Source organism: Tenacibaculum halocynthiae, assembly GCF_964512825.1.
Lineage (GTDB): Bacteria > Bacteroidota > Bacteroidia > Flavobacteriales > Flavobacteriaceae > Polaribacter > Polaribacter halocynthiae.
The window spans coordinates 219,974-243,980 of the sequence record NZ_CAZELG010000017.1; the positions used below are offsets into that span (position 1 = coordinate 219,974).

General features: G+C 28.8%; 23 protein-coding genes. 14 read left to right on the top strand and 9 right to left on the bottom strand.

Annotated elements, in window-relative coordinates:
• Positions 1–90 precede the first annotated feature (90 nt).
• Complete coding sequence (locus tag ACKTTQ_RS06910) at positions 91–2,046, top strand: autotransporter outer membrane beta-barrel domain-containing protein (protein ID WP_113786500.1); 1,956 nt, start codon at positions 91–93, stop codon at positions 2,044–2,046.
• A 54-nt stretch (positions 2,047–2,100) separates the two neighbouring features.
• Here the strand turns inward: ACKTTQ_RS06910 and ACKTTQ_RS06915 are convergent, their stop codons facing one another.
• Positions 2,101–2,910 (bottom strand): DNA/RNA non-specific endonuclease, encoded by an 810-nt coding sequence (locus ACKTTQ_RS06915; RefSeq protein WP_299132041.1) that lies wholly within the window; start codon positions 2,908–2,910, stop codon positions 2,101–2,103.
• On the bottom strand, positions 2,910–3,353 hold the full coding sequence (locus ACKTTQ_RS06920) for an acyl-CoA thioesterase (RefSeq protein ID WP_408048751.1): 444 nt from the start codon (positions 3,351–3,353) through the stop codon (positions 2,910–2,912). The genes ACKTTQ_RS06915 and ACKTTQ_RS06920 overlap by 1 nt, the downstream gene beginning before the upstream one ends.
• A 95-nt stretch (positions 3,354–3,448) precedes the next feature.
• Between ACKTTQ_RS06920 and ACKTTQ_RS06925 the strand changes: the two genes are divergently transcribed.
• The 3 genes from ACKTTQ_RS06925 (at position 3,449) to ACKTTQ_RS06935 (ending at position 6,601) form a co-directional block, all read left to right on the top strand.
• Positions 3,449–5,110, top strand: coding sequence for a helix-turn-helix domain-containing protein (locus ACKTTQ_RS06925; protein WP_408048752.1), 1,662 nt, complete (start codon positions 3,449–3,451; stop codon positions 5,108–5,110).
• 159 nt (positions 5,111–5,269) lie between these two features.
• On the top strand, positions 5,270–6,385 hold the full coding sequence (locus tag ACKTTQ_RS06930) for a T9SS type A sorting domain-containing protein (RefSeq protein WP_408048753.1): 1,116 nt from the start codon (positions 5,270–5,272) through the stop codon (positions 6,383–6,385).
• A 48-nt stretch (positions 6,386–6,433) separates the two neighbouring features.
• Complete coding sequence (locus tag ACKTTQ_RS06935) at positions 6,434–6,601, top strand: hypothetical protein (RefSeq protein WP_176974314.1); 168 nt, start codon at positions 6,434–6,436, stop codon at positions 6,599–6,601.
• Positions 6,602–6,713: 112 nt separating this feature from the next.
• Here the strand turns inward: ACKTTQ_RS06935 and ACKTTQ_RS06940 are convergent, their stop codons facing one another.
• The 3 genes from ACKTTQ_RS06940 to ACKTTQ_RS06950 form a co-directional block, all read right to left on the bottom strand.
• Positions 6,714–7,790 (bottom strand): ABC transporter permease, encoded by a 1,077-nt coding sequence (locus ACKTTQ_RS06940; protein WP_369813864.1) that lies wholly within the window; start codon positions 7,788–7,790, stop codon positions 6,714–6,716.
• Between the two features lie 110 nt (positions 7,791–7,900).
• A complete protein-coding gene (gene lysS / locus ACKTTQ_RS06945) occupies positions 7,901–9,595 on the bottom strand; it encodes a lysine--tRNA ligase (RefSeq protein WP_408048754.1) in 1,695 nt (564 codons plus the stop codon).
• A 258-nt stretch (positions 9,596–9,853) separates the two neighbouring features.
• Positions 9,854–10,357 (bottom strand): DUF456 domain-containing protein, encoded by a 504-nt coding sequence (locus tag ACKTTQ_RS06950; RefSeq protein ID WP_093868598.1) that lies wholly within the window; start codon positions 10,355–10,357, stop codon positions 9,854–9,856.
• A 200-nt stretch (positions 10,358–10,557) separates the two neighbouring features.
• Between ACKTTQ_RS06950 and ACKTTQ_RS06955 the strand changes: the two genes are divergently transcribed.
• The 9 genes from ACKTTQ_RS06955 (at position 10,558) to ACKTTQ_RS06995 (ending at position 18,675) form a co-directional block, all read left to right on the top strand.
• Entirely contained in the window at positions 10,558–11,772 is a 1,215-nt protein-coding gene (locus ACKTTQ_RS06955) for a hypothetical protein (RefSeq protein ID WP_408048755.1), read from the top strand.
• A complete protein-coding gene (locus tag ACKTTQ_RS06960; protein WP_093868596.1) occupies positions 11,769–12,143 on the top strand; it encodes a BlaI/MecI/CopY family transcriptional regulator in 375 nt (124 codons plus the stop codon). Before ACKTTQ_RS06955 ends, ACKTTQ_RS06960 begins: the two co-directional genes overlap by 4 nt.
• Entirely contained in the window at positions 12,133–12,627 is a 495-nt protein-coding gene (locus tag ACKTTQ_RS06965) for a hypothetical protein (RefSeq protein ID WP_408048756.1), read from the top strand. The genes ACKTTQ_RS06960 and ACKTTQ_RS06965 overlap by 11 nt, the downstream gene beginning before the upstream one ends.
• Before the next feature lie 12 nt (positions 12,628–12,639).
• On the top strand, positions 12,640–14,157 hold the full coding sequence (locus ACKTTQ_RS06970) for a M56 family metallopeptidase (protein WP_408048757.1): 1,518 nt from the start codon (positions 12,640–12,642) through the stop codon (positions 14,155–14,157).
• Positions 14,154–15,047, top strand: coding sequence for a hypothetical protein (locus ACKTTQ_RS06975; RefSeq protein WP_408048758.1), 894 nt, complete (start codon positions 14,154–14,156; stop codon positions 15,045–15,047). Before ACKTTQ_RS06970 ends, ACKTTQ_RS06975 begins: the two co-directional genes overlap by 4 nt.
• A gap of 19 nt (positions 15,048–15,066) precedes the next feature.
• Entirely contained in the window at positions 15,067–16,320 is a 1,254-nt protein-coding gene (locus tag ACKTTQ_RS06980; protein WP_408048759.1) for a tetratricopeptide repeat protein, read from the top strand.
• A gap of 35 nt (positions 16,321–16,355) precedes the next feature.
• Positions 16,356–16,832, top strand: a complete 477-nt coding sequence (locus ACKTTQ_RS06985) for a hypothetical protein (protein WP_113786510.1) — start codon at positions 16,356–16,358, stop codon at positions 16,830–16,832.
• A gap of 137 nt (positions 16,833–16,969) precedes the next feature.
• The gene (locus ACKTTQ_RS06990; protein WP_093868591.1) at positions 16,970–17,887 is read left to right on the top strand and encodes an ABC transporter ATP-binding protein; all 918 of its coding nucleotides are present in this window, start codon (positions 16,970–16,972) and stop codon (positions 17,885–17,887) included.
• 5 nt (positions 17,888–17,892) lie between these two features.
• A complete protein-coding gene (locus ACKTTQ_RS06995; RefSeq protein WP_299132015.1) occupies positions 17,893–18,675 on the top strand; it encodes an ABC transporter permease in 783 nt (260 codons plus the stop codon).
• On the opposite strand, the gene ACKTTQ_RS07000 is transcribed toward ACKTTQ_RS06995, so the two are convergent.
• From ACKTTQ_RS07000 to ACKTTQ_RS07010, 3 genes are all read right to left on the bottom strand, one after another.
• Positions 18,653–19,195: a hypothetical protein gene (locus ACKTTQ_RS07000; RefSeq protein ID WP_093868589.1), complete on the bottom strand. Its 543-nt coding sequence runs from the start codon at positions 19,193–19,195 to the stop codon at positions 18,653–18,655. The genes ACKTTQ_RS06995 and ACKTTQ_RS07000 overlap by 23 nt on opposite strands.
• A gap of 69 nt (positions 19,196–19,264) precedes the next feature.
• On the bottom strand, positions 19,265–19,825 hold the full coding sequence (locus ACKTTQ_RS07005; RefSeq protein ID WP_093868588.1) for a Crp/Fnr family transcriptional regulator: 561 nt from the start codon (positions 19,823–19,825) through the stop codon (positions 19,265–19,267).
• Positions 19,826–21,334 carry a GH3 auxin-responsive promoter family protein gene (locus ACKTTQ_RS07010; RefSeq protein ID WP_408048760.1) on the bottom strand — a complete coding sequence of 503 codons (1,509 nt, stop codon included), beginning with the start codon at positions 21,332–21,334 and terminating at the stop codon, positions 19,826–19,828.
• Positions 21,335–21,428: 94 nt separating this feature from the next.
• Between ACKTTQ_RS07010 and ACKTTQ_RS07015 the strand changes: the two genes are divergently transcribed.
• A complete protein-coding gene (locus ACKTTQ_RS07015) occupies positions 21,429–22,223 on the top strand; it encodes a DUF2797 domain-containing protein (RefSeq protein ID WP_299132010.1) in 795 nt (264 codons plus the stop codon).
• A gap of 72 nt (positions 22,224–22,295) precedes the next feature.
• On the opposite strand, the gene ACKTTQ_RS07020 is transcribed toward ACKTTQ_RS07015, so the two are convergent.
• On the bottom strand, positions 22,296–24,005 hold the full coding sequence (locus ACKTTQ_RS07020; RefSeq protein ID WP_093868585.1) for a formate--tetrahydrofolate ligase: 1,710 nt from the start codon (positions 24,003–24,005) through the stop codon (positions 22,296–22,298).
• Positions 24,006–24,007: the final 2 nt, after the last annotated feature.

Here is a 24,007-nt window from a genome sequence, read left to right on the forward strand (position 1 = left end):
TAACGAATAATTAATATTCTGTTAAATCAAATAAAAGATAAGGTTGATTTCTTTGTGAAGAGAAAAAACAAACCTACAAATACAAACAAAATGAAAAAATCTTTAGTTAAAATTTTAAGTATATCAGCATTATCAATTGCTGCTTTAACTTTCACAAGTTGTGGAAGTGATGATCCAGATGTAATTCCACCTCAGGTATCTGATGTTGTTGCTAAGTTAAAAGCTGGTGTAATGAGTGGTACGTTAAAGGAGAGTTATACTTTAACTGGTAATTCATACAATTTAACAGGATCGTTTATCATAGCTGATGGGGCATCATTAACAATTCCTGCTGGAACAAGTATTATAGCAGATAAAAAAGGAACAGATGTTTATTTAGCTGTTTTAAAAGGAGGAAAAATTAACATTAACGGAACAAATTCTAGTCCAGTTGTTATGACTTCTACAGATGGAAACCCTGGAGATTGGGGAGGATTAACAATTTGTGGTAAAGCAACTACTACTGCAGGGGTTGATGTAACTGCTGAAGTTGGAGGTTTTAAATACGGAGGTACAACTGATAACGATAATTCAGGTGTAATTAAAAACTTAGTAATTAAAGGAACTGGTGCTCAAATTAATTTAGACTCTCAATATAATGGAGTTTCTTTATATGCTGTTGGTTCTGGTACTGTTTTAGAAAATATTGCAGTTTTTAATGGAGCTGATGATGGAGTAGAGTTTTTTGGAGGAACTGTTTCTGCAAAAAACATTTATTTAGAAAATTTAGAAGATGATGCCATTGACTGGACTGAAGGTTGGAATGGTACTGTTGAAAATTCGTATATTTTAAATACGAAAAAAGGTTTTTCTACTGTTGTTGAGGCAGATAAAGATAATAAAAACCCTAAGTTAATAAACTTAACAGCTACTTCTATTGTTGGAGGTACTGCATTACAGTTTAAGAAAACTTCAGGAGCTACTATTACTAACTTATATCTTGATGGTTACACTAAGCAAATAGATATGAAAGATAACGGACCATTATCAAATGTAATTATTGATGGATCTGCTGCAACTACATCAGCAAACTATAATACTGGAACTAAAGTTGATATTTCTGGATGGAGCTTTATTAATGGTGTTGCTACTAGCGTTACTCCTTTACAAGGTGAAGTTACTGGTACTGTAACATTAACTGCTGATAAAACATATAATTTAAAAGGATCTTACATTGTAAAAGATGGAGCTACTTTAAATATTGAAGCAGGAACAAAAATAGTTGTTGATCCTAAAGGAACAGATGTTTATATAGCTGTTTTAAAAGGAGGGAAAATAAATATTAATGGTACTGCTGCTAAGCCAGTAGTAATGTCATCTGCAGCAGAAAAGCCTGGAGATTGGGGAGGATTAACAATTTGTGGTAAAGCAACTACAACTGCTGGTACTGATGTAACTGCTGAAGTTGGAGGTTTCAAATATGGAGGTACTACAGATAATGATAATTCAGGATCTATCGAGTATTTAGTAATTAAAGGAACTGGAGCTCAAATCAATTTAGATTCTCAGTATAACGGTATTTCTTTATATGCTGTAGGTTCAGGTACTAAAATAGAGAATGTATCAATAATTAATGGAGCTGACGATGGAATTGAGTTTTTTGGAGGAACAGTTTCTGTTAAAAATATTTACTTAGAAAACAATGAAGATGATTCTGTAGATTGGACTGAAGGATGGAATGGAAAAGTAACAAACACATACATGTCTCATACTAAATCAGGTTTCTCAACTGCTTTTGAAGGAGATAAACTTAATAACAACCCTAACTTTGAAAATGTAACAGCTATTTCATCTGTAGGAGGTACAGCTTTACAATTTAAAAAGCAATCAGGAGCAACGATAACTAATCTTTATTTAGAAGGTTATACTAAAGAAATAGATATGAAAGATGGTGGAGCATTATCAAACGTTAAAATTGATGGTAAAGATGCTTCAACTTCAGAAAAATATAATAAAGGAACTAAAGTAGATGTTTCTGGATGGTCTTGGAAAAAAGCAGGATTATAGTAATAACTTACTTTTAAAAAATTAAAACCGAGCAATTTGCTCGGTTTTTTTATTTTATCTAAAACTCCAGTTTTTGTAATTAGTAGAAGCTTCTAATTTTGTTTCTATTGAATTCGGTAGGTTAGGAAAAAAATCTATACCAGTAATCTTTTCGATTTCATCAATTGAAACAACAAAACTATATAAAGGTTTATTGCTTTTTTGATGAGGTAGTAAGAAAGCAATAGCTTTAATTTCTGGTTTTGTATAGTCTAATAATATTTTATAAAATTGATTAGGAACGGTAACTTTATTTTTACCTATGGTTTTTAAGTTAGGTTTTAAAACACCACCAGTAACCACATATAAATGATTGTACTTTTTAGCCCAATAACGTGTTTTTTGTTCTAGTTTATTCCAAATCCCAGCATTAAAATCATGCTTTTGTGGAGAAATGTTTGAGGTGTAAAAAGTTTCATCATGTGCTTTTTTAGAAAAACGTTTGTCACCGGCTGGGCATAAATGACCTTTATCATAGCCAGATTTTTTGTAACTTCTCCAATCTGCAGATTTTGTTTTTACTTTTGGGTCACTTATAAAAAAAGGACGTTTGTGTTTGGTGTAGATAATGTCACTTTTACTTAATGAATATGCTACCCATTCAGCTTGCTCGTGTTTTTCATTATAAGATAACTGGTACCCGTTATGTCTAATAATAGCCCCTGTTGTTGAGGTTGGTAAATAGTTAAAAGCTTTTGAAGCTTTATAATCTACTTCACTATTCTCATTTGAATCATTTTCTTTTTTTTCTGACGATTGTATCCATAAACCAATAGAAAGTATAATTATGGTAGCAATTAGCTTTATTTTTCGAGAATTACTCATTATTGTTTCAGTAAAATTTCTTGAAAATCAGATGTTTTTTCTACTTCATTAAAAATTTCTTGGAATTTAATAGGTGGAGTTGATAATTTTCGTTTTGCCAAATCTAACCAAGCACCATAAACTGTAATTATTGCTGATAATTTACCATGACCATTAAAAACTTCATGCTGAATTTTCCATCGTTCTCCTTTATTAGACAATCCAGTCACTTTTAAATTTACTGATATATCTTCTCCCATGTGTATCTCTTTTAAAAACTTAGTGTTTTCTTCAAATAAAATAGGACCTATTCTTTCTTTAGTAAAATCTTGTATGGTAATGTTATGTTCTTTAAAAAAACGAAGCCTAACTTCTGCTGCATAATCATTATAAGCAGTATGACGCATGTGTATATTGGCATCAAAATCAGCCCATCTAGTAGTGAAATTTACGGTAAAACTCATATTAAAATATTGTAAATTGGAAATTTGTTAAAAACGAATTGTTTTCAGCAAAGGTACTTATTAGATAAAATTAAATACTTAAAAGCTTAAAAAATATGCTATTCATTAAAAACCTTTCTCTATGTGTTTTGCTTATGCTTCTAATTCAAACGAATATTGAAGATGATATAGTGAAAACATATAATCATCTTAATAAAGTTTATGAATATGGATTTAATAAAGATTTTGATAGTGCCAAAATACATTTAAAAAAAGCTAATTTATTTGCTGTCAGATCTAAAAAAAAGGAGCTGATAGCTTACGTGAATATATATAAGTCTAGGCTATTATACTGGGAAGCAAAAACAGAAGAAGCAAAGAGTGAATTAGAAAATCTTATTGCTAATAAAATAAATGATACCCTTATGGTAAAACTTAAATTACTATATGGTGAGATTTATATTTATGAAAAAAATTATAAAAAAGCAATAACTAGTTATATTGAAATAGAGGATATAGTAAATGAAAATGGGGTTATTAAATCTAAAAAAGATAGTACTAGTTTATATAAAGGATACAATAACATAGGGTATATTCATAAAAAGTTAAATAACTTAAAAAAAGCAAAAAAGTACTACAAAAAAGCATTCAAGTTTGCACTAAGCCCTAACAGTAAAAGTCTTTTATTGTTTATGATATCTAACCTATATGAAAAAGAAGAAAATATACCACAAGCATTAAAGTATATAACTAAAGCAACACAATTTGCATCTATAAATAAATGGCAATTAATGTTACCTACTTATTATTCAGATTTAAGTAAATATTACATTAAAATGGGTAAGGGTGATAGTGCTGTTTATTTTGCTAAAAAAGGATTAGAAAATAATACTTATTGTCGATTGAATTGGTTGAATGATAATTTAGGAAAAGGGTATTGGTTAAAAAAAGAATATAGTAAAGCAATACATTTTTTTGAAGTGGCATTAAATTATACAACTCTTGATGAAAGTGTAGAGGTTCATCAAAATTTAAGAGAGTTATATACTGAAACAAAAAAATATAAAAAGGCACTTCATCAAAATGCTATTTATTTAAAATTAAAAGATTCATTAGATGGATTAAAAATAAAACAAGAAGTTTTTGAGATAACAGAAAAATATGAATCTGAAAAAAAAGAATTAAAAATAGAATTATTGAATACAAGCAATGAAAATAAAGAGCTTGTGATAAAAAAACAAGAAGCCAAAATTTTAATTTTTGGAATACTATTAATATCATTTGTAATACTTATAAGTATAGTTATTTATTATTATAAGAGAGAAGAGAAGAAAAAGCATTTATTGTATGTTAAAAATAGAGAGTTAGTAAAAATTATAAATGTTAATAATAAAAAAAAGAAGAAAGAAGTATTTGTTGAGGGAGAGAAAAAAAACGAAATTAAAAATCAAATCTTAGATTTAATAACTGAGGAATTTTATCTAAAAAAAGATGCTACATTAACTAAAGTTTCTAAATTAATTAATACAAATACATCTTATCTTTCTAAAATTATTAATGAAAATTATAAAAAAACCTTTACTAATTTTATTAATGATCTTAGAATTTCATTTATCCTTAAAAAATTAGAGTCAACTTCGGAATACAGAAAATTAACTATTGAGCATTTGGCAGATATTGCCGGATTTACCTCTGTTAATGCATTTTACAGAGCTTTTAAAAAACATACAGGCTTAACACCCTCCTATTATATAAAAAAGAGAATTGAACAAAATTAAGGTGTAATACATCTTACAATTTATAAATTGTAAGAAACTCTTTTTTATATTCTAAACCAATCTGAATAGCTTTGAATAATTCAATATTGAAGTTCAAACTAAGTATTAATTTTTAAACTATTCTTAAAGATGAGGTTTTTTTACATTCTATTATTTACAATGATATCCACATTTGGGTATTCTCAACATAAACACAAGGTTACAACAATATTGGATTCACCAACCGTAGATATTGATGATGCTTTGGCTCTAGACTCTAAAGGTAACTTGTATGGTTCTAATTTTGGTAATTACGCAGGTAATACTGTATATAAAGTTACTCCAACTGGAGAGGTTAGTGCTTTTGTAACTGACTTAAAAGCACCTAATGGATTGGCATTCGATTCTAATGATAATCTTTTTGTAGTTGAATTTTTAGGAGGAGCAATTCATAAATATGATAGTAATGGAAATCTATTAAAAACCTATGAAGTAGGTGGGTATCCATCTGGATTAATTAAAGAATTTCGTAGTGATAATATGATTTTTACAAATTCGGCAGATAGCAGTGTTAATAAGTTGTCTCAAGATGGAACAGTAATAGTTTTACATAAGGGAGCGCCTTTGTTGTATCCAGTTGGTTTAGCATATAGTAAATCAGGTAAACTTTTTGTAGGAAATTATGAAGGGAGAGAAATTCATAGCTTAAATTGTTATGGTGAATTGGAATATGTAGCTACAGTTCCAGATTCAGGTACGGATTTTCCTTATTTAGGATTTATAACGTATGCAAAGGGAAGCATTTATGCAACTGTATATGGAGAGCATAAGATATATAAAGTGAACCCTAGAAAAATAGATGATGTTAAAGTGTATGCAGGCAGTATTCAAGGAAATACAGATGGAAATATTTCAAAGGCTACATTTTCTTACCCAGCAGGAATTATAGCTAGTAAATCTGGTAAAGAATTATATATATCAGAATATAAAAGCACAGGTAATGTTAGAAAAATAACAAGAAAAAAGAAAAAGAATAAAATTAAAATAAACTTAAAAATATCACCAAACCCAGTTTCAGAAATTTTAAAAATAAAAGGGCAAGTACCCAGTAAAGGAAGTGTGAAAATTAAAATATTTAATCTTTATGGTAGAAATGTTTTTGAATGTGTGATAGCAACAGATAACAAAAAATTTAAAAAAGAAGTTAACTTGAAAAATTGGAGTACAGGATTATATCAAGTGGTTATGTATCATAAGCAGAATAAAATATCAAAAAGAATAATAGTAAAAAAGTAAACTCAGTAACCTAACCGAATATATTAATATTCACTAAATTTTATAATTATGAAAAAAAGTATTTTAAATTTCAAAGGAAGTAAACAATTAAGTAAATCAGCACAAAAATCAATTCAAGGAGGAGGTCGTCCTAGATGTTATAGTGATCGTGACTGTTTTCTTGCAACTGGTGATATTACTGATAAATGTATAAATAATTATTGTTTCTTTTTTTAGAAAATTATTTAAACTGTAAACAAATTCCCATTTGTTTATCAAACCTAACTGCTAACTATATTTTGTTAGCAGTTTTCTGTATTTTTGAATTAGGTTGATTTAAAAATAATGTTTATGTTTTTACATCTAAAGCATCACGAAGTGTATTACCTATTAGCATAAAAGCCATAACTAAACTCATAATTGCTAAGCCAGGAATGATAGCTAAATATGGTTTTCCTAAAATAATATAATTATAGTGGTTTTTAATCATCGCTCCCCATGAAGGAGTTGGTGGTTGCGCTCCAATACCTAAAAAACTTAATCCACTTTCAATTAAAATAGCTGCAGCAAAATTTGCTGCTGAAATAACAATAATCGGAGCTAATATATTTGGTAAAATATGCTTGAAAATAATTCTAAAATCAGAAAAACCAAGAGCTTTAGCTGCCTCTACATATTGTTGTTGCTTAGTAGTAATAACTTGGCCTCTAACAACACGAGCAACTTCAACCCACATTGTTAAACCAACAGCAATAAAAACTTGCCAAAAACCTTTACCTAAAGCTAAAGTGATAGCTATAACAAGTAGTAAAGTTGGAATTGACCAAGTAATGTTAATAAACCACATGATAAAAGTGTCAATTTTTCCTCCAAAATAACCGGCAATTGCACCTATAGGAATTCCAATTATTAGAGAAATAAAAACAGCAATAAAACCAATAAAAAAAGAAATTCTAGCGCCAATTAAAAGTCTACTTAATAAATCTCTTCCATATTTATCTGTACCAAACCAAAAAGTTTTTTGTTGAATAAATTTTCTTGGTTGATTATTAAAAAGAGATAAAGGATACTTTTTAAGTAAACTATCAGAATAATTAATAATTTCAAGTTGATTACTTTTAATTTCAAAAGATTTTATTGGGATTTCAGTAGAGGTAGTTTGTTTACCATCCATAAAAACGGAAAACCAAGATTGTTCTTTCTCTTTTTTTGAAGGAATGGTAAGTATTTGAACTGAAAAACCTGGAGATTTAGAATGAATTTCCAAATGCATATGATTTGCAGCATTACTATTGTCTGGAGCAAGTAAGTAACAAAAAATAGCTATAAAACCACATAAAACAATATACCAGAAGCTAAAAACACCTGTTTTATTTTTTTTAAATTTTTGAAGAGCAATTTGCCAAAGAGAATTTGAATGCTTCATTATTCAAAACTATTGAATACAAACCTCTTCACCAACTTTTAAAAAACCTTTTTTTAATTAAAAAGAGCAATCAAACTAATTTGATTGCTCTTTTATATATGTTAATTAGCTTATAAAGCTTCAACAAACAAACCTTCATCAGTTTTTTCAACTTTGGCTAATTTATTTTTAGTTAATCCTTTTATGGTTTTATCCCACTTTTTATTAGATAAACCTGATTGAGTTTTTAGCTCATTTAAATCAATTTTTTCTGCTTTTTCAATGATTGCTAAAACTGCTTTTTCTTCATCGTTCAACTCTATAGAAGGAGCTTTCTTTTCAGGTCTCATTTGAGGGAAAAATAATACTTCTTGTATAGATTGATTATTTGTTAAGAACATTATTAATCTATCCATACCAATACCTAAACCAGATGTTGGAGGCATACCATATTCTAAAGCACGTAAAAAATCTTCATCAATAAATTCTGTAGCTTCATCATCTCCTTTTTGAGCTAGCTTTAATTGATGTTCAAAACGCTCACGTTGATCTATAGGGTCATTTAATTCTGAATATGCATTGGCAATTTCTTTACCACAAACCATTAATTCAAAACGCTCAGTTAATTCTGGGTTTTCTCTATGCTCTTTACAAAGAGGAGACATTTCTTTTGGATAATCAGTAATGTAAGTTGGTTGAATGTAATTTCCTTCACATTTTTCTCCGAAAATTTCATCAATTAATTTTCCTTTACCCATGGTGTCATCAACTTCAATACCCATGCCTTTAGCTGCAGTTCTTATTTCATCTTCAGTTTTGTTAGTGATATCAAAACCAGTAAAATGTTTGATAGAGTCAGCCATGGTAACACGAGCATAAGGAGCTTTAAAGTCAACTTTGTGCTCACCAAAGGTAGCTTCAGTTGTTCCGTTTACTGCAATTGCACAATATTCTAATAACTTCTCAGTAAATTCCATCATCCAATTGTAGTCTTTATAAGCTACATAAATCTCCATTGCTGTAAATTCAGGATTGTGAGTTCTATCCATTCCTTCATTACGGAAGTTTTTAGAAAACTCATATACACCATCAAAACCACCAACGATTAAACGTTTTAAATAAAGTTCATTAGCAATACGCATATATAACGGAACATCTAATGCATTATGATGTGTAATGAAAGGTCTTGCTGCAGCACCTCCAGGAATTGGTTGTAAAACAGGAGTTTCAACTTCAAAATAACCAGCTTCATTAAAGAAGTTACGCATTGCAGTAAATAATTTTGTACGCTTAACAAAAACTTCTTTTACATGTGAGTTTACTACCAAATCTGCATAACGTTGTCGATAACGCATTTCAGGATCAGTAAAAGCATCATATACTACTCCGTCTTTTTCTTTTGGAATAGGTAAAGGTTTTAATGATTTACTTAGTAACTTAAAGTTTTTAACTCGAACAGTAATCTCTCCTACTTTTGTTTTAAATAATTCTCCTTCAATTCCAACAAAATCTCCTAAATCTAATAATTTTTTGAAAACATCGTTATATAAAGTTTTGTCTTCACCAGGACAAATTTCGTCTCTGTTAAAATACACTTGAACACGACCTTCAGCATCTTGTAACTGAGCAAAAGAAGCTTTTCCTTGTACATTTATAGCCATTAGTCTACCAGCAACAATCACCTGTTTTTCTTCAGAAAAATCAGCTTTAATCTGTTTGGAATTGTGATTTACTGGGAATAAATCCGCTGGATAAGGATTGATTCCTAATTCACGTAACCTGCCTAATTTTTCTCTACGTACAACTTCTTGTTCTGATAATTGCATTACTTTGTTTTTAAGTGTTTCTTATATTTAAAAGGGCAAAGATACAATCAATTACAAAATAAACCAATGTAAGATAAACTGACTTTTAGTAAAAAAAAATATTTTTTACTTGTGTGTTTAAATAAAGTTCGTATATTTGCAGGCTGTCTTTTTTTAAGGGCAGCGTTTAGTTGTGTTGTTAAGGTGCTTAAATGCACCATGGTTTTGTTACCAATGGAAAGCTTCCCTGAGATGGGTTGCTTTTTTTTTGTGCTAAATTTAGCTCCAAAAGCCACCTTTATACTCCCAAAATTGTATAATAAAAAGTACAAAATAGATTACTGCAACAGAGAATTTAATAGTGACGGAAGCTAAAAAACCTAGAAAAGCACCAAAAGAAGCTTTTAGGGCTCTGTTAACATCTTTACTATCGTATAATAACTCTCCAATCAAGGCTCCAGTAAAAGCTCCTATTAATATTCCAAAAGGAATAGGAGAAAATAATCCTATAATTAAACCAATAGTAGTACCGTAGACTCCATATTTTGTTCCTCCAAATTTTTTGGTTCCCATTGCTGGTATGAAATAATCTAAAATAAATATTGCTAAAGCTATTATGAATGTAATTGTTAGAAATGTTTTATCCATAGGTACTGCATTAGTTAGATGAAGTAATAACAAACCTGTCCAGCCTGTGATAGGTCCCGGTAGAATAGGTAAAAAAGATCCTATTATTCCTAAGAAAACAAATAATAAGCCAAGTAATAACAAAAAAGTATCCATAATTTAGTTTCAATTTTTTTTAAAAAAACTATAAGTTTCTAGTGTTAAGACGATGGAAAGGATGTTTTGTTACAATTTTATAACTAAAAAATTAGTTTAAACTAATTTTTTAGTTATATTTGTGTCAGTAAATGTTTAAAGTTAAAGGAATAAGATTAATTTCAGACTAACTATGTTTGAGTTTTTTAATAAAAATGTATATGAAAAAGCTAGTAGTGATTTTTTTTATAGGAATGGTTTTATGTAGTTGCTCTAAAGAGAAAGTTAGAAATGTAAAAGAGCTTATATCGTTTAAAAATAAATACAAGTTTGATTTTGAGATTTTAGAGAAGTTAGAAAATGATACGGTAGCTTGGAAGTATCAACTATCGGCTAATGAATTTATGTTGAAAGGCAATTATTTAAAAGCTTTAAAAGAATGGGATAAAGCATTTAAAGGAAGGGAGGTTTTATATTCACCGCGAAAAGCAGATTCTTTAAGGAGTAATTTTACTGTTCATAATGCTAAAGATGAGATAATAAATGAATCTGAAAATACACGATTGGTGATAATAAATGAAGGGCATCATAACTCATATCATAGGTTGTTTACAAAATCATTACTTGAAGAATTGTATGCTAAAGGGTATAAGCATTTAGGTTTAGAAGCTTTAGCGAATGGTAAGGATAAAGATTTGATGTTAAATACTAGAGGGTACCCTATTAAAACAAGTGGATACTATACAAATGACCCTAATTTTTCTCAGTTAATAAGAACAGCTATAAAAATAGGATATAACGTGTTCCCTTATGAGCAAACAATCGGAGTTAATAATAAAGAGAGAGAAATAGAGCAGGCTAAAAATATACAGAAAGAATTAGAAAAGTTTCCTAATGATAAATTTCTAATACACTGTGGCTTTGATCATGTATTAGAGGGGAGTCATAGAAGGTGGGGTAAAAGCATGGCGGGAAGATTAAAAGAATATACAGGTATAAACCCTTTAACTATACATCAAACGAAATATTCTGAAAGAGGCGACAAAAAATTAAATTCTCCACTGCTAAAAGTGTTTAATGTTAAAAAACCTTCAGTGTTAAAAGACAAAATTGGAAGTTTTTTTAAATATAAAAGGTCTAATGCGTGGGCAGATATAGCAGTTTTTCATTCATCAATAAAAACAGATAAAGGAATGATAGTGGAAAAAGATGAAGTGATGTATACTTTAGAATTAGAAAGATTAAAAGTGGAATACCCTTTGATGATTTTAGTTTTTGAAATAAAGGATGACTTAACAAAAGCAGTACCAGTAAAAATAAAAGAAGTACATAAAAAGCAAAATTCAACAGTTTTAAGTTTGCCTAAAGGTGAATATAGTTTTGTAATTGTATCTAAAACAAATAAAACAATAACATTTCAAGAAGAGATAAAATGAGTAAACAGTTAACAAAAGCAGAAGAGCAGATAATGCAAGTGTTATGGGAATTAAATGAAGCATCGGTAAAGGAGGTAATTGCAGAGTTACCCATGCCTAAACCTGCATATAATACAGTATCAACAATAATAAGAATTTTAGAAACTAAAGAGTTTGTAGGTCATAAACCAAAAGGAAGAGGGTACGTATACTATCCAATAATTGAAAAATCATCGTATAGTAATCAAAGTCTTCATAAATTGATGAATGGATATTTTGGCGGGTCATTTAAAAGTATGGTTTCTTTTTTTATGAAAGAAAATAAAATGGACATAACTGAATTAGAAAATATTCTGAAAGAAGTTGATAAGAATAAAAAAAATGAGAAGTAAGGTAATAATTGTTTTGTTTTTTATGTTTTTAGTTTTTGGTTGTAACACTAAAAAGGATAAAAAAGATATAGAAGTTTTAGTGTTTAATTTAAAAGATCAAACGGAAAAAGAAAAAATTAATTTTCTAAAACTAAAGCTAGATGAGAGTCATCAAAATTTATTAAATCCTTCTATTAGTAAAGATAGTATAGGCAAAGTATATAAGTCTTGGTCAGAATTACATAACAACTTATATAAGTTTCTGGTAAAGAATAATTTTAATTGGGGAGTGAAGAAAAAGAATATAAAACTTTTTAATAAAATTTATTTTAATAAGGATGGTGGTATAAAGGTGTATGCATTTAGAATCTATGATTCTGTTTCTGAAATAAATACTCAGAAGTATAAAAAGTTGATTAAAGAGTTTGCAAAGGAAGTTAAAGTATCAATTAAAAAGAGTGATGATTTTGCACAATGTGGAAAAATTTCATTACCAAATTTTTAAAAATAAGTAGTCATGATAAATTATATAATTCAAGTAGTTTTATTTCAAGTATTGTTTGTTGCAGTGTATGATTTCTTTTTAAGTAAAGAAACTTTTTTTACTAAGAACAGAGTGTATTTAATTAGTACTGCACTTTTATCATTTGTACTTCCATTTGTAAAGTTACCATCATTTCAAAAAGCGGTATCACTAGAGTACACAATTTTGTTGCCAGAGGTTGTTTTGTCACCACAAAAAGTAATTGAAAAATCAACATGGTATCAATCTATTAACTATTTAGATGTTTTGTTCATTGTTGGGTGTTTACTTTTTTTTATTGTATTTGTTTACAAATTAAGTAGGGTTATTCGTTTAATTATAAAAAATGAAATAATAAAGAAAGAAGGGTATAGCTTAATTATGTTACCTAAAAACTCTAAAGCATTTTCATTCTTTAATTATATTTTTTTAGGAAAAGAAATTTCTTCAGATAAACAAGAAAAAATTATTCAACATGAACTAGTTCATAGTAAACAAAAGCATACAATTGATTTGTTACTTTTTGAATTTTTAAGAGTAGTCATGTGGTTTAATCCAATGATATATGTGTATCAACATAGAGTTTCATTAGTACATGAATATATATCAGATGCTGTTGTAAGTAAATCAGTAGCAAAAGATAACTATATAAATAATTTACTTTCTGATATTTTTCAAGTAGAAAGTATTTCATTCATTAATCAATTTTATAAACATTCATTAATCAAAAAACGAATTATTATGATGACGAAAAAACAATCAAAAAAAATTAAGCAGTTAAAGTATTTATTGTTGATTCCAATACTAGGAAGTATGATATTATATACTTCATGTAGTGTGAATAAATTGGAAGATTTGGGAACAAAGAAGCAGCTTCAAAAAATTTATTTTGGAGAAAAGAAAAAATTTCAAGAAACGAACAAAGAAACGTATTTAGATTTTTTTATATCTTTTAATGAAGAGTCTTTAGGAAAAGAAATAAGCTTAACAGAATTAGATGAAAATGAAAAAGGTGAGTTTCTTAAATTTAAAGAAACCTATTTAGAAAAAAAGAAAGATAAAGATGTTTTTTATTTTAAACTTTATGATTTTAATGGTAGAAAGGTAGTAGGAATGCACAGAAAAGCAATGACAGTTGAAGAAAGAATTTCTTCAGGAGGCGGCCTCCCTATTGATTTACTAGATAAAGCTCCAACTTTTCCGGGGTGTCCAGAAGGAGATAAAGCTTGTTTGAATAAAAGTATACAAAGGTTTGTAGCAGAAAATTTTGATATGAAGATGCCAGTTAAATTAGGAATAAAACCTGGAACAAATAAAATATATGCATTGTTTAAGATAGATAAAAATGGAGATATAACAAATATAAAAGTAAGAGCTCCACATCCTAAATTAAAAGAACATACTATGAGTATTATAAAAAAACTTCCAAAGATGCTACCAGGAGAAAAAAATAACAAGCCAGTTAAAGTAGGATATACTTTACCTATAACTTTTAATATACCATTAAATTGAAACAAGCTATAGTTTTAATTTTTTTATTATTTGGACTTAGAGTTTTTTCTCAGCAAGTAGCAGATAATAAATACTTGCCAGTTGTTAAAAAAGCAAATCAAAAAGAAGAAATTTTTGTTGATGAAGCTCATAATAATTTTCATACTGTGAGCAATAGGTTTAAACCATTTGCAACATTGTTAAGAAGAGCTGGATATACAGTAAAAGGTTTTACTAATAAATTTAGTGATAATAGTTTAAAAAAAATTAAAACTTTAGTAATATCAAATGCATTGGCATCTGGAAGTAGACCACCTTTTGTTACACCTACTAAAAGTGCATTCACTAACGAGGAAATAAAAGTGATAAAAAAATGGGTAGCAAAAGGTGGTTCATTATTTTTAATAGCCGATCACATGCCATTTGCTGGGGCTAGTGAAAAATTAGGAGCTGCTTTTGAATTTAAATTTTATGATAGCTTTTTATTAGATAAAGATAGAAGAGGGATTTTTGACTTTTCTAAGAAAAATTCAATGCTAGCTAAGCATAAGATTACAAGTAATAAATCACCATATGGTAAAATTAAAAGAGTTAGAACTTTTACAGGGCAAGCATTTAAAATACCAAATAAAGCACAGTCTATTTTAAAAACAAATGAAAAATTAATCGTGTATTTACCAGATACGATGTGGCGATTTTCTAGTAAAACAAAACGTTTTAAAGCTACAAATATGTCACAGGGTGCTGTAATAAAATATAAAAAAGGGAAAGTTGCAGTTTTTGGAGAAGCAGCTATGTTCACAGCTCAATTAGCAGGAAGAAGTCAGTTTAAAGTTGGAATGAATGCTGAAGAAGCTTCAGAAAACTATAAGTTTTTATTAAATTTAATTTATTGGCTTCAATCAAAATAAAACTATGAAATTGTATTTAATGAAAAAGAAAATTGTAATTATTATTTTTATTATTGGAATTATAAAAGTCGAAGCGCAAACTTCGACTTTTAAATCTATAGATGATTTAATAAATATCGGGAGGTATAAAAAGGCATTAATATCATTAAAAAAAATGCCAGAAACATTCTTGTCTCATAAGAAAACAGCATCTATTTATGAATCAATTGATGATACAAAATTAGCAATTATGTATTATGAAAAGGCATTGATTATAAAAGATGATTATATGACTAGAGTTAAGTTGGGGAAGTTGTATAAGAAAAGAAAATACTTACATAAAGCAATAATTATTTTCAAAGATATTGTTACTAAAGATCCAGGTAATTTATTAATTAGTTATCAACTGGGGAAGCTGTATTTACAAGTTAAAAAACCGAAGAAAGCAATTGCTATTTTTAAAAAGCTTATTAATAAAGATGATTCAAATGCGAATTATTATTATTACAAAGGGCTTGCTTATAAAATACTGAAAAAGAGAGATTTGAAAATAAATAGTTTTTTAAAAGCTTATAAGAAAGATAAAACTCACTTAAAGGCAATAGAGCTTTTAGCGAGATCATATACTTCTTTAAGGTATAAAGATTCTGCTAGAATGTTTATTGATAAAGGACTTCAAATTAATCCTAACCATATCAAATTAAATAAATTAAAAATTAATAATCTTTATAGAGCAAAAAAGTATATTGATGCAATTCAATTATTGCAAAAGATAGATTCATTAGAGCAAAATGAATTATATACTCAAAAAATGTTAGGACGTAGTTTTTATAATTTAAAAAAATATGATGAAGCTAAGAAGTATTTTAATAAAGCTAAACGAATAGATCGTTCTGATTATAAAATTTATGGATATTTAGGAGATATTGCTTTTGATCAGAAAAACTATGAAGAGGCAAGTTTAGGATATATGTATGCGGCTTTCATTGGTAAAGAATTAAGAGATTCTGAGTATTATAAGTTAGCTAGGACCTATGAGGAATTAAATAAGCCAAAGCAAGCAATAAAAGCATACGGTAATGCTGTAAAAGAAAACTATAAAAATCACAAAGCACTGTATCAATTGGCAACAGTTTCTGAAAATTATTATAAAAATAAAAAAATAGCTTACAAGCATTATAAAAATTATATGAATCGATTTGAAATGAAAGATTCTATTCTTTCTGTGCAGGTTAAAAGAAGAATAATAGAAATAAAAAAATTCTATTTTAAAAAAGGTGAAGTGTTAGACTAATAGTTTTTTTGTATTTTCACTTAAAAATCAGTGAAATGCACATTCGAAATGTGATTTTTGGTATAATTCTATTCTTTTTAGTATCGTGTGATTATTTCTCTTTTACTAAAAAGAAAAAAACACAAGCTATTGATACTATTATTAATTTATCTAAAGTAGATATTTCACCTTCATTTAATAAATGTAAAGAACTTGATGTAAGTGCCAAAAATGATTGTTTTAGAGCTGAAATACAAGAAAAAATTTCAATGTCATTAAGTGAAATTGATTTTATTGTAGATGAAGATATGGATGAGGTAATTTATGTTCATTTAATCATAAATAATTATGGTAGAGTTAAATTAAAAGAAATTGAAGCATCGAAAAATGTTTTAGAAAAGCTACCAGTTTTAGATAGTTTACTAAAGGTTTCAGTTAAAAAACTTCCTAAAATATTTCCTGCAATTAAAAGAGGAATCCCAGTTACTACCCAATATACATTACCTGTTAAAATTGCTATTAAAAACAACTAATATATTTGATGTATTCTAGTGAATTGATACTTTTTTAAGTGCAATTCGTTGGTTATTAGTTGTTAAAAAACACTGGTTTTTGTTACAAATTTATAATTGATTCGTTTACGAAATAAGTAAACTAATAAAACCAAAGTATGAATCAATTAATTGTAGAAACCAAAAATCTCAATTTTTCTTATTCAAAATCAAGAAAAGATATTGAGAGTTTAGCACTTCAGGTACCTAAAGGAAGTGTTTATGGTTTTCTTGGACCTAATGGTTCAGGAAAAAGCACAACCATCCGTTTAATTTTAGGGCTTTTAAAAAAGCAAGCAGGAGAAGTTTCTTTGTTTGGGAAGCCATTTAATGCAGGAAGCAGAATTAAAAGTTTAAATAAAATTGGAGCGTTGATAGAAAACCCTTCATTATACGAACACTTGAATGCGGTTGAGAATTTAAAGATTGCAGCAAATTATAGAGGAGGAATACCTCTAGAAAGAATTGAAGAGGTTATAGAGATAGTTAGGTTAACTCATGCGAAAAAGAAAAAAGTGAAAGCTTACTCATTAGGAATGAAGCAACGTTTGGGCTTGGCTATTTCATTACTAAGTAATCCTGAGCTTATAATTTTAGATGAGCCAACTAATGGACTCGATCCTAAAGGAATTATTGAAATGAGGGAGCTAATTAAGGAATTGAATGAGAAATACGGAACTACCGTTTTTATTTCTAGCCACTTGTTAAGCGAAATTGAAAAAACATGTACACATGTTGGTATTATAAGGAATGGTAAAATGCTGTATCAAGATACGGTGAAGTCTTTAAAACAATCAAAAAGTAAAAATATGATTGTTGAAATTGAAGTAGACAAGTTTATTGAGGCAATGGTTGTTTTAGAGTCTTTAAATAAGGAAAACATGTCTAGTGAAGATGATTTTATTCAAATAGAAGTAGAAGATAAAGAAGAGATAACTAAAGTTATAGATGCTTTTAGAGCGAATAAAGTACAGGTGTTTCAAGCTAGTATTAAAAATAATTTAGAAGAACTTTTCTTATCATTAACCGAAAATTAATAGTTATGTCAGCAATTACATTTTATATATCTAATACCAAAAATGAATTGATTAAACTAAAAAGAACTTTTGCTTTTTGGTTAACCATCATTAGTGCTTTAATAATTCCTTTACTGTTTTTTATAGTGTATGCAGTTAAGCACGCAAAATTAGCACCTGGTGCAGGAGTAAACCCGTGGGATAAATACATGTTAAATCAGGTAAAAAATTCAATACCATTTTTTGTGCCCATATTTATAGTTTTAATAACTAGTCTTATAATTCAAGTTGAGCATAAAGCAACTGGGATAAAACATTTGTTTGCATTGCCGATACCTAAATGGAGTGTGTATTTTGGTAAATTATCTATAGTTTTATTTTCAATTATAAGCACATATGTTTATTTCTTTGTAGCAATTTTGTTTTTTGGAACTTTATTAGGAGTTTTTTATTCAGATTTAGCGTTTTTAGACTTTCAGCCTGATTATTTGAAATATATAAAAATGTTAGGAGTTTCGTTTATTGCTTCTTTAGGGATTGTTGGAATTCAGTTTTGGTTGAGTTTTAGGTTTAAAAACTTTATAGTTCCTTTATCTGTAGGAATGGTTTTTGTTATACTTGGCTTGATTGCTTTCCAAGCACCAGAATCTATTTATTTTCCCTATTCATATAATATTTTGTCAATATCATTAGGAGATCAAATGCCTCAAACTTTTGGTATTTCGTCTGTAACAGTGTATAGTATTTTATGTTTTATACTAACTAGTGTATTAGGATATTTAGATGTTAAAAGATTAAATATAAAATAAGAATTAAGAGAAAGGGGAAGAATAAAGTTATTAAACTTGATGTAACCCAGAAACTATATATTACCCGCTGAAAAATATTCATTTTGGTGGGTTTTCTTTTTTTAATGATGTTTTTTAAATCTTCTAATGAAAGTTTTAGTAACTCATCTTTTGTCATTTTTAAGTCAATAATTCCTTTAACAGATAAACCAGTGTTATACCCTTTCCAAACTTCTTTTGGGTGTGTTAATAAAGAAAATCCCATTGCCCATAAACTCATAAATCCGATTGGGATATGTTTCCAAAGACCAGTAGCTATTTCCCAGCCAGCTATAAAAGCTTCACCTTTCCAGCTAATATCACAATCATATAAAATATGTTGAATGTCATGAATATGGACTACGTTTTTTCTAAATTGAGAATTGGGTAATTTTACTGTAAACAGCCTAAACTTTAAATTAAAAAAATCTTCATTTACACCTCCTTCTTCTGAAAGGTTATTTTCTTTATAAAATATAGTTAGTTTTTCTGAAACTGTCATGATTAATTAGAATTTGTACTACAAATGTATTTTGTAATTTCATTATAATTCTTGACAATTGTCAAGAAATTATTTCCCTCTAATTCTACTGAATGTTTCTGGTGTCATGCCTAAAAATGAAGCTATATGTTTTGATGAAACACGTTGAAATAAATATGGTTTTTTGTTAAGTAAAATATTGTAGCGTTCTTGTGCAGTATGTAATTGTATGTATTCAATTCGTTCAACCAATTCGATATATATTTGTTGTAAAAACAAACGGCCAAAACGTTCATGTTTAGGGTTGTTTTCAAGTACTTCCTCTATATCATTAATATTGATTACAAAAGTATTTAAGTCTTCTAATGCCTGAATGTTGTATTTACTTTTTTTACGTTGAATTAAACTATCAATGGAGGTGATACTTTCTTGTTCTGCAGAAAAATGTACAGTAATATCTTTATCCTCTTTGTAATAAAAAACACGTGCTATACCTGAAGTTATGATATAAAAGTTATTACAGATTGTACCAGCTTCATGAATGATATCATGTTTAGAAAAACTTCTGACAGTCATGATTTCTTGAAGAGCTTCCATTAATTCAGGGTTTTCTAGCAAAAAGGAGATGTTTTTATGGGGATAATCTATCATTTATAATTGTAATAATTCTTCAATAAATTCACGTTGATTTGAAAGGCGAGGTACTTTGTGTTGACCTCCCAATTTTCCTTTTCTTTTTAGCCAGTCATAAAATAACCCTTTGCGAGCTTTATGAATCTTAGGCATTGATAAGGTCATGTTGTTATAGCGTTTAGCTTCATAATCAGAATTACAAGTTTTTAATGAGTTATCTAATAATTCAGTGAAAAAAGCCAAGTTTTCAGGAGCTTTATTAAATTCAATTATCCACTCATGTGCTCCTTGTTTTTTACCATCCATAAAAATAGGTCCAACAGTATAATCTTTAATACTAGCGTTGGTTTTATCGCAAGCAGCTTTTAATGCTTCTTCTGTGTTTTCAATAATAAGTTCTTCACCAAAAACATTTATATGGTGTTTTGTTCTTCCTGTAATTTTTATTCTATAGGGCTTTATTGATGTAAATTTGATGGTGTCACCAATTAAGTAACGCCATAAACCTCCATTGGTGGTAATCACCATTGCATAATTGATGTCTTTCTTTACTTCAGAAAGAGGAATAGCAATTGAGTTTTCTCCATTATATTGATTCATAGGGATGAACTCATAAAAAATCCCATAATCTAGCATTAATAAAAGCTCTTCAGAATTATTTTGATCTTGTAAAGCAAAGAAACCTTCAGAAGCATTGTATGTTTCATAATAGCGGAAACTTTTTTTAGGAATTAACTTTTTATATTGTTCTCTATAGGGATTAAAATTAACTCCACCATGAAAGTATACTTCTAAATTGGGCCATACTTCAAGAATGTTGTTTTTGCCTGTTTTTTCTAAAACTCTATTTAATAAAACAAGCATCCATGAAGGCACGCCAACTAAACTAGTGATGTTTTCATTAATGGTTTCATCAATAATGGCTTCCATCTTTGTTTCCCATTCTTCCATTAAAGCAACTTCTGGTTTAGGAGCAGAGCTAAAATCAGCCCAAAAAGGCATGTTTTCTATAATGATAGCTGATAAATCCCCGAAATACGAATTGTTATCTTCGTAAACAGCAGAGCTACCACCTAATCGAAGTCCTTTTCCTTTAAATAGTTGAGCATTTTGATTGTTGTTAATGTATAAGCAAAGCATATCTTTTCCTGCTTTCATATGGCAATTTTCAATAGCATCATCACTTACGGGGATAAATTTACTTTTTGCATTTGTAGTTCCGCTTGATTTTGCAAACCATCTTATTTGGGAAGGCCAAAAAATGTTTTGTTCACCTTTTCTACAGCGTTCAATTAGTGGCTCAATACTTTCATATTTTTGAATGGGAACTTGTGAAGAAAATTTCTTGTAAGAATCTATAGATGAAAAACGGTGTAATTTACCTAATTCAGTGTTTTTGGCAGTGTTTAATAATCTGAATAATACTTCATTTTGAACATCAATAGGGTATTTTAAAAATAGTTCTACTTGATGCTTACGTTTTTTTAAAAACCAAGAAATGATTGAATTTATAAACGGAAACGCCATATATTTTTTTAAGTTTGTACTTTGTTGTTGCTGTATTTTCTATTTTAAAAAACATCAGCAAAAATTTTTAGCTAAAAGTAATAAAATTTAAGACATGCAATATCAAGGAGTGTTAAAAAAAATGGCTACCGAGAATTTAGAAACGGTACAATATTATTTAGATATGGAAACTGATTTTTTAAATATGAATCAGTTGTTAAATAAAGAGCTTGAATTTCATTTTATTACTTATGAATGTTTGAGTTGTGGATTGGAGAAAGAGATTTACAGACAAGGTTTTTGTAAAAAATGTTTTTTTGAAACAGCGAAAGCTGGTGATTGGATTATGCGACCTGAATTAAGTAAGGCTCATTTAGGAATTGAAGATCGTGATTTAGAATATGAAAAACAAGCACAATTACAGCCTCATATTGTGTATTTAGCAAATTCTAGTAATGTAAAAGTTGGAGTAACACGAAAAAATCAAGTACCTACAAGGTGGATAGATCAAGGTGCGCATGAGGCTATTGAAATTGTTGAGGTTCCTAATAGGTATTTAGCAGGTATTACCGAGGTTGCTTTAAAAGAGCATGTTGCTGATAAAACCAATTGGCGAAAAATGCTTAAAAATGACATAGAAGATGAAAGTTTAGAATCATGGCAAGAAAAGTTACGTGAATTTATACCTGAAGAAGCAAAGGCATATTTTATTGAAAACAACAAAGAAACAAGTATTAATTTTCCTGTAGAGAAATATCCTTTGAAGCCAAAAAGTTTGAACTTAAAAAAACAAGAATCTTATAAAGGTAAATTAGTAGGAATTAAAGGACAGTATTTTATTTTTGAAGATGAAACTGTTTTTAATGTTCGAGCTAATGAAGGTTTGGTAGTTAAAATCGTTGTTAAATAGTATTAATCGATATATAAAGAAAAAAGGATCTGCAATTTAATTGCAGATCCTTTTTTAGTTGTAATTCAGATATTAAGACAATCCAGAAATTTTACCATTATTATCAATACTCATACCTTCAGAGGCAGGAGTAGCTGGTAAACCAGGCATACGCATCATTTTTCCTAAAATAGGGATAATGAATTGAGCACCTGCAGCAATTTCTATTTCTCTAACTGTAACAGTAAATCCTTCTGGTCTTCCTATTAACTTGTCATTGTCAGAAAATGATTTTTGTGTTTTGGCCATACAAATTGCAAAATCATTAAAACCTAAGCGATCTATTCTTCGTAGGTTTAATTGAGCTTTTTTATCGTAAGTAACACCAACTGCACCATAAATTTCTTTTGCAATTGTTTCTATTTTTTCTTTTACAGGGCTTTTCCAGTCGTATAAAGGTTTGTATTGTGTAGCCTTGTTTTCAACAACGTTTATAACTGCATTGGCTAATTTTTTTGTACCATCGCCACCATTAGCCCATCCTTCAGAGACCACTGCTTCAACACCTAGTTTTTTACATGCACCAATAACAAAAACTACTTCATCAATAGAGTCTGAAATAAAAGAGTTAATAGCAACTACAGGTTCAATATTATATTTACGAATGTTTTCAATATGTTTTTCAAGGTTTTTAAATCCGTTTTGAACACGTTCTAAATTTGGGGTATTGTATTCTTCTTTTGGAGAACCTCCATGATGACGTAAAGCTCTAACTGTTGCTACTAATACAACACATTTAGGATTAAGTTTAGCGTGAGCAGATTTTATATTTAAGAATTTTTCAGCTCCTAAGTCAGCGCCAAAACCAGCTTCAGTTACTACATAATTTGATAAAGATAATCCCATTTTAGTAGCAATTACACTGTTGGTTCCTTGCGCAATATTTGCAAAAGGACCACCATGTATAATTGCAGGGTTTTCTTCTAATGTCTGAACAAGGTTAGGTTTTATGGCATCTTTAAGTAAAATAGCCATAGCGTTTTCTGCTTTTAAATCCTTAGCAAAAACTGGTTTTTTATCAAAAGTAAAGCCTATAAAAATATTCCCTAAACGTTCTTTTAAGTCATTGAAGTCACTAGCCATACATAAAATAGCCATAACTTCAGAAGCAGGAGTAATATTAAAACCATCTTCACGAGGAATTCCATTTCCAGTACCTCCTAAACCAATAGTAATTTGACGAAGAGCACGATCATTCATATCTATAACACGTTTCCAAAGAATTGTTCTTGGATCAATGTTTAAATTGTTGACTTTACTTTGAAGGTTATTGTCAATTAATGCAGATAGTAAATTATTTGCTTTTTCAATAGCATTAAAGTCTCCTGTAAAATGCAGGTTAATATCTTCCATTGGTACTACTTGTGAGTAACCACCTCCGGCAGCTCCTCCTTTTATACCAAAAACTGGACCTAAAGAAGGTTCACGTAAAACTACAGTAGCTTGCTTTCCTACTTTATTTAATCCTTCAGTTAAACCAATAGAAACAGTTGTTTTTCCTTCACCAGCAGGAGTAGGTGTTAAGGCTGTAACTAAAACTAAATTGTTTTGTTTTATTTTTTCTTCATCAATTAAATCTAAAGGAAGTTTAGCTTTATACTTACCGTACATTTCTAAGTTGTCTTCTTCTATCTTAAGTTTTTGAGCAATATGCTTAATATGCTGCAATTTTTTTCCTTGAGCAATCTCAATATCAGTTAAGTGTGCTGTTTTAGGAGTTTCAATGTCAGTAGTATGTGCCATTG

Excerpts from the sequence above, each read along its gene's own strand:
- ACKTTQ_RS06910 (WP_113786500.1), top strand. The coding sequence starts at position 91 with ATGAAAAAATCTTTAGTTAAAATTTTAAGTATATCAGCATTATCAATT.
- ACKTTQ_RS06915 (WP_299132041.1), bottom strand. The coding sequence starts at position 2,910 with ATGAGTAATTCTCGAAAAATAAAGCTAATTGCTACCATAATTATACTT.
- ACKTTQ_RS06920 (WP_408048751.1), bottom strand. The coding sequence starts at position 3,353 with ATGAGTTTTACCGTAAATTTCACTACTAGATGGGCTGATTTTGATGCC.
- ACKTTQ_RS06925 (WP_408048752.1), top strand. The coding sequence starts at position 3,449 with ATGCTATTCATTAAAAACCTTTCTCTATGTGTTTTGCTTATGCTTCTA.
- ACKTTQ_RS06930 (WP_408048753.1), top strand. The coding sequence starts at position 5,270 with ATGATATCCACATTTGGGTATTCTCAACATAAACACAAGGTTACAACA.
- ACKTTQ_RS06935 (WP_176974314.1), top strand. The coding sequence starts at position 6,434 with ATGAAAAAAAGTATTTTAAATTTCAAAGGAAGTAAACAATTAAGTAAA.
- ACKTTQ_RS06940 (WP_369813864.1), bottom strand. The coding sequence starts at position 7,790 with ATGAAGCATTCAAATTCTCTTTGGCAAATTGCTCTTCAAAAATTTAAA.
- lysS (WP_408048754.1), bottom strand. The coding sequence starts at position 9,595 with ATGCAATTATCAGAACAAGAAGTTGTACGTAGAGAAAAATTAGGCAGG.
- ACKTTQ_RS06950 (WP_093868598.1), bottom strand. The coding sequence starts at position 10,357 with ATGGATACTTTTTTGTTATTACTTGGCTTATTATTTGTTTTCTTAGGA.
- ACKTTQ_RS06955 (WP_408048755.1), top strand. The coding sequence starts at position 10,558 with ATGAAAAAGCTAGTAGTGATTTTTTTTATAGGAATGGTTTTATGTAGT.
- ACKTTQ_RS06960 (WP_093868596.1), top strand. The coding sequence starts at position 11,769 with ATGAGTAAACAGTTAACAAAAGCAGAAGAGCAGATAATGCAAGTGTTA.
- ACKTTQ_RS06965 (WP_408048756.1), top strand. The coding sequence starts at position 12,133 with ATGAGAAGTAAGGTAATAATTGTTTTGTTTTTTATGTTTTTAGTTTTT.
- ACKTTQ_RS06970 (WP_408048757.1), top strand. The coding sequence starts at position 12,640 with ATGATAAATTATATAATTCAAGTAGTTTTATTTCAAGTATTGTTTGTT.
- ACKTTQ_RS06980 (WP_408048759.1), top strand. The coding sequence starts at position 15,067 with ATGAAAAAGAAAATTGTAATTATTATTTTTATTATTGGAATTATAAAA.
- ACKTTQ_RS06985 (WP_113786510.1), top strand. The coding sequence starts at position 16,356 with ATGCACATTCGAAATGTGATTTTTGGTATAATTCTATTCTTTTTAGTA.
- ACKTTQ_RS06990 (WP_093868591.1), top strand. The coding sequence starts at position 16,970 with ATGAATCAATTAATTGTAGAAACCAAAAATCTCAATTTTTCTTATTCA.
- ACKTTQ_RS06995 (WP_299132015.1), top strand. The coding sequence starts at position 17,893 with ATGTCAGCAATTACATTTTATATATCTAATACCAAAAATGAATTGATT.
- ACKTTQ_RS07000 (WP_093868589.1), bottom strand. The coding sequence starts at position 19,195 with ATGACAGTTTCAGAAAAACTAACTATATTTTATAAAGAAAATAACCTT.
- ACKTTQ_RS07005 (WP_093868588.1), bottom strand. The coding sequence starts at position 19,825 with ATGATAGATTATCCCCATAAAAACATCTCCTTTTTGCTAGAAAACCCT.
- ACKTTQ_RS07010 (WP_408048760.1), bottom strand. The coding sequence starts at position 21,334 with ATGGCGTTTCCGTTTATAAATTCAATCATTTCTTGGTTTTTAAAAAAA.
- ACKTTQ_RS07015 (WP_299132010.1), top strand. The coding sequence starts at position 21,429 with ATGCAATATCAAGGAGTGTTAAAAAAAATGGCTACCGAGAATTTAGAA.
- ACKTTQ_RS07020 (WP_093868585.1), bottom strand. The coding sequence starts at position 24,005 with ATGGCACATACTACTGACATTGAAACTCCTAAAACAGCACACTTAACT.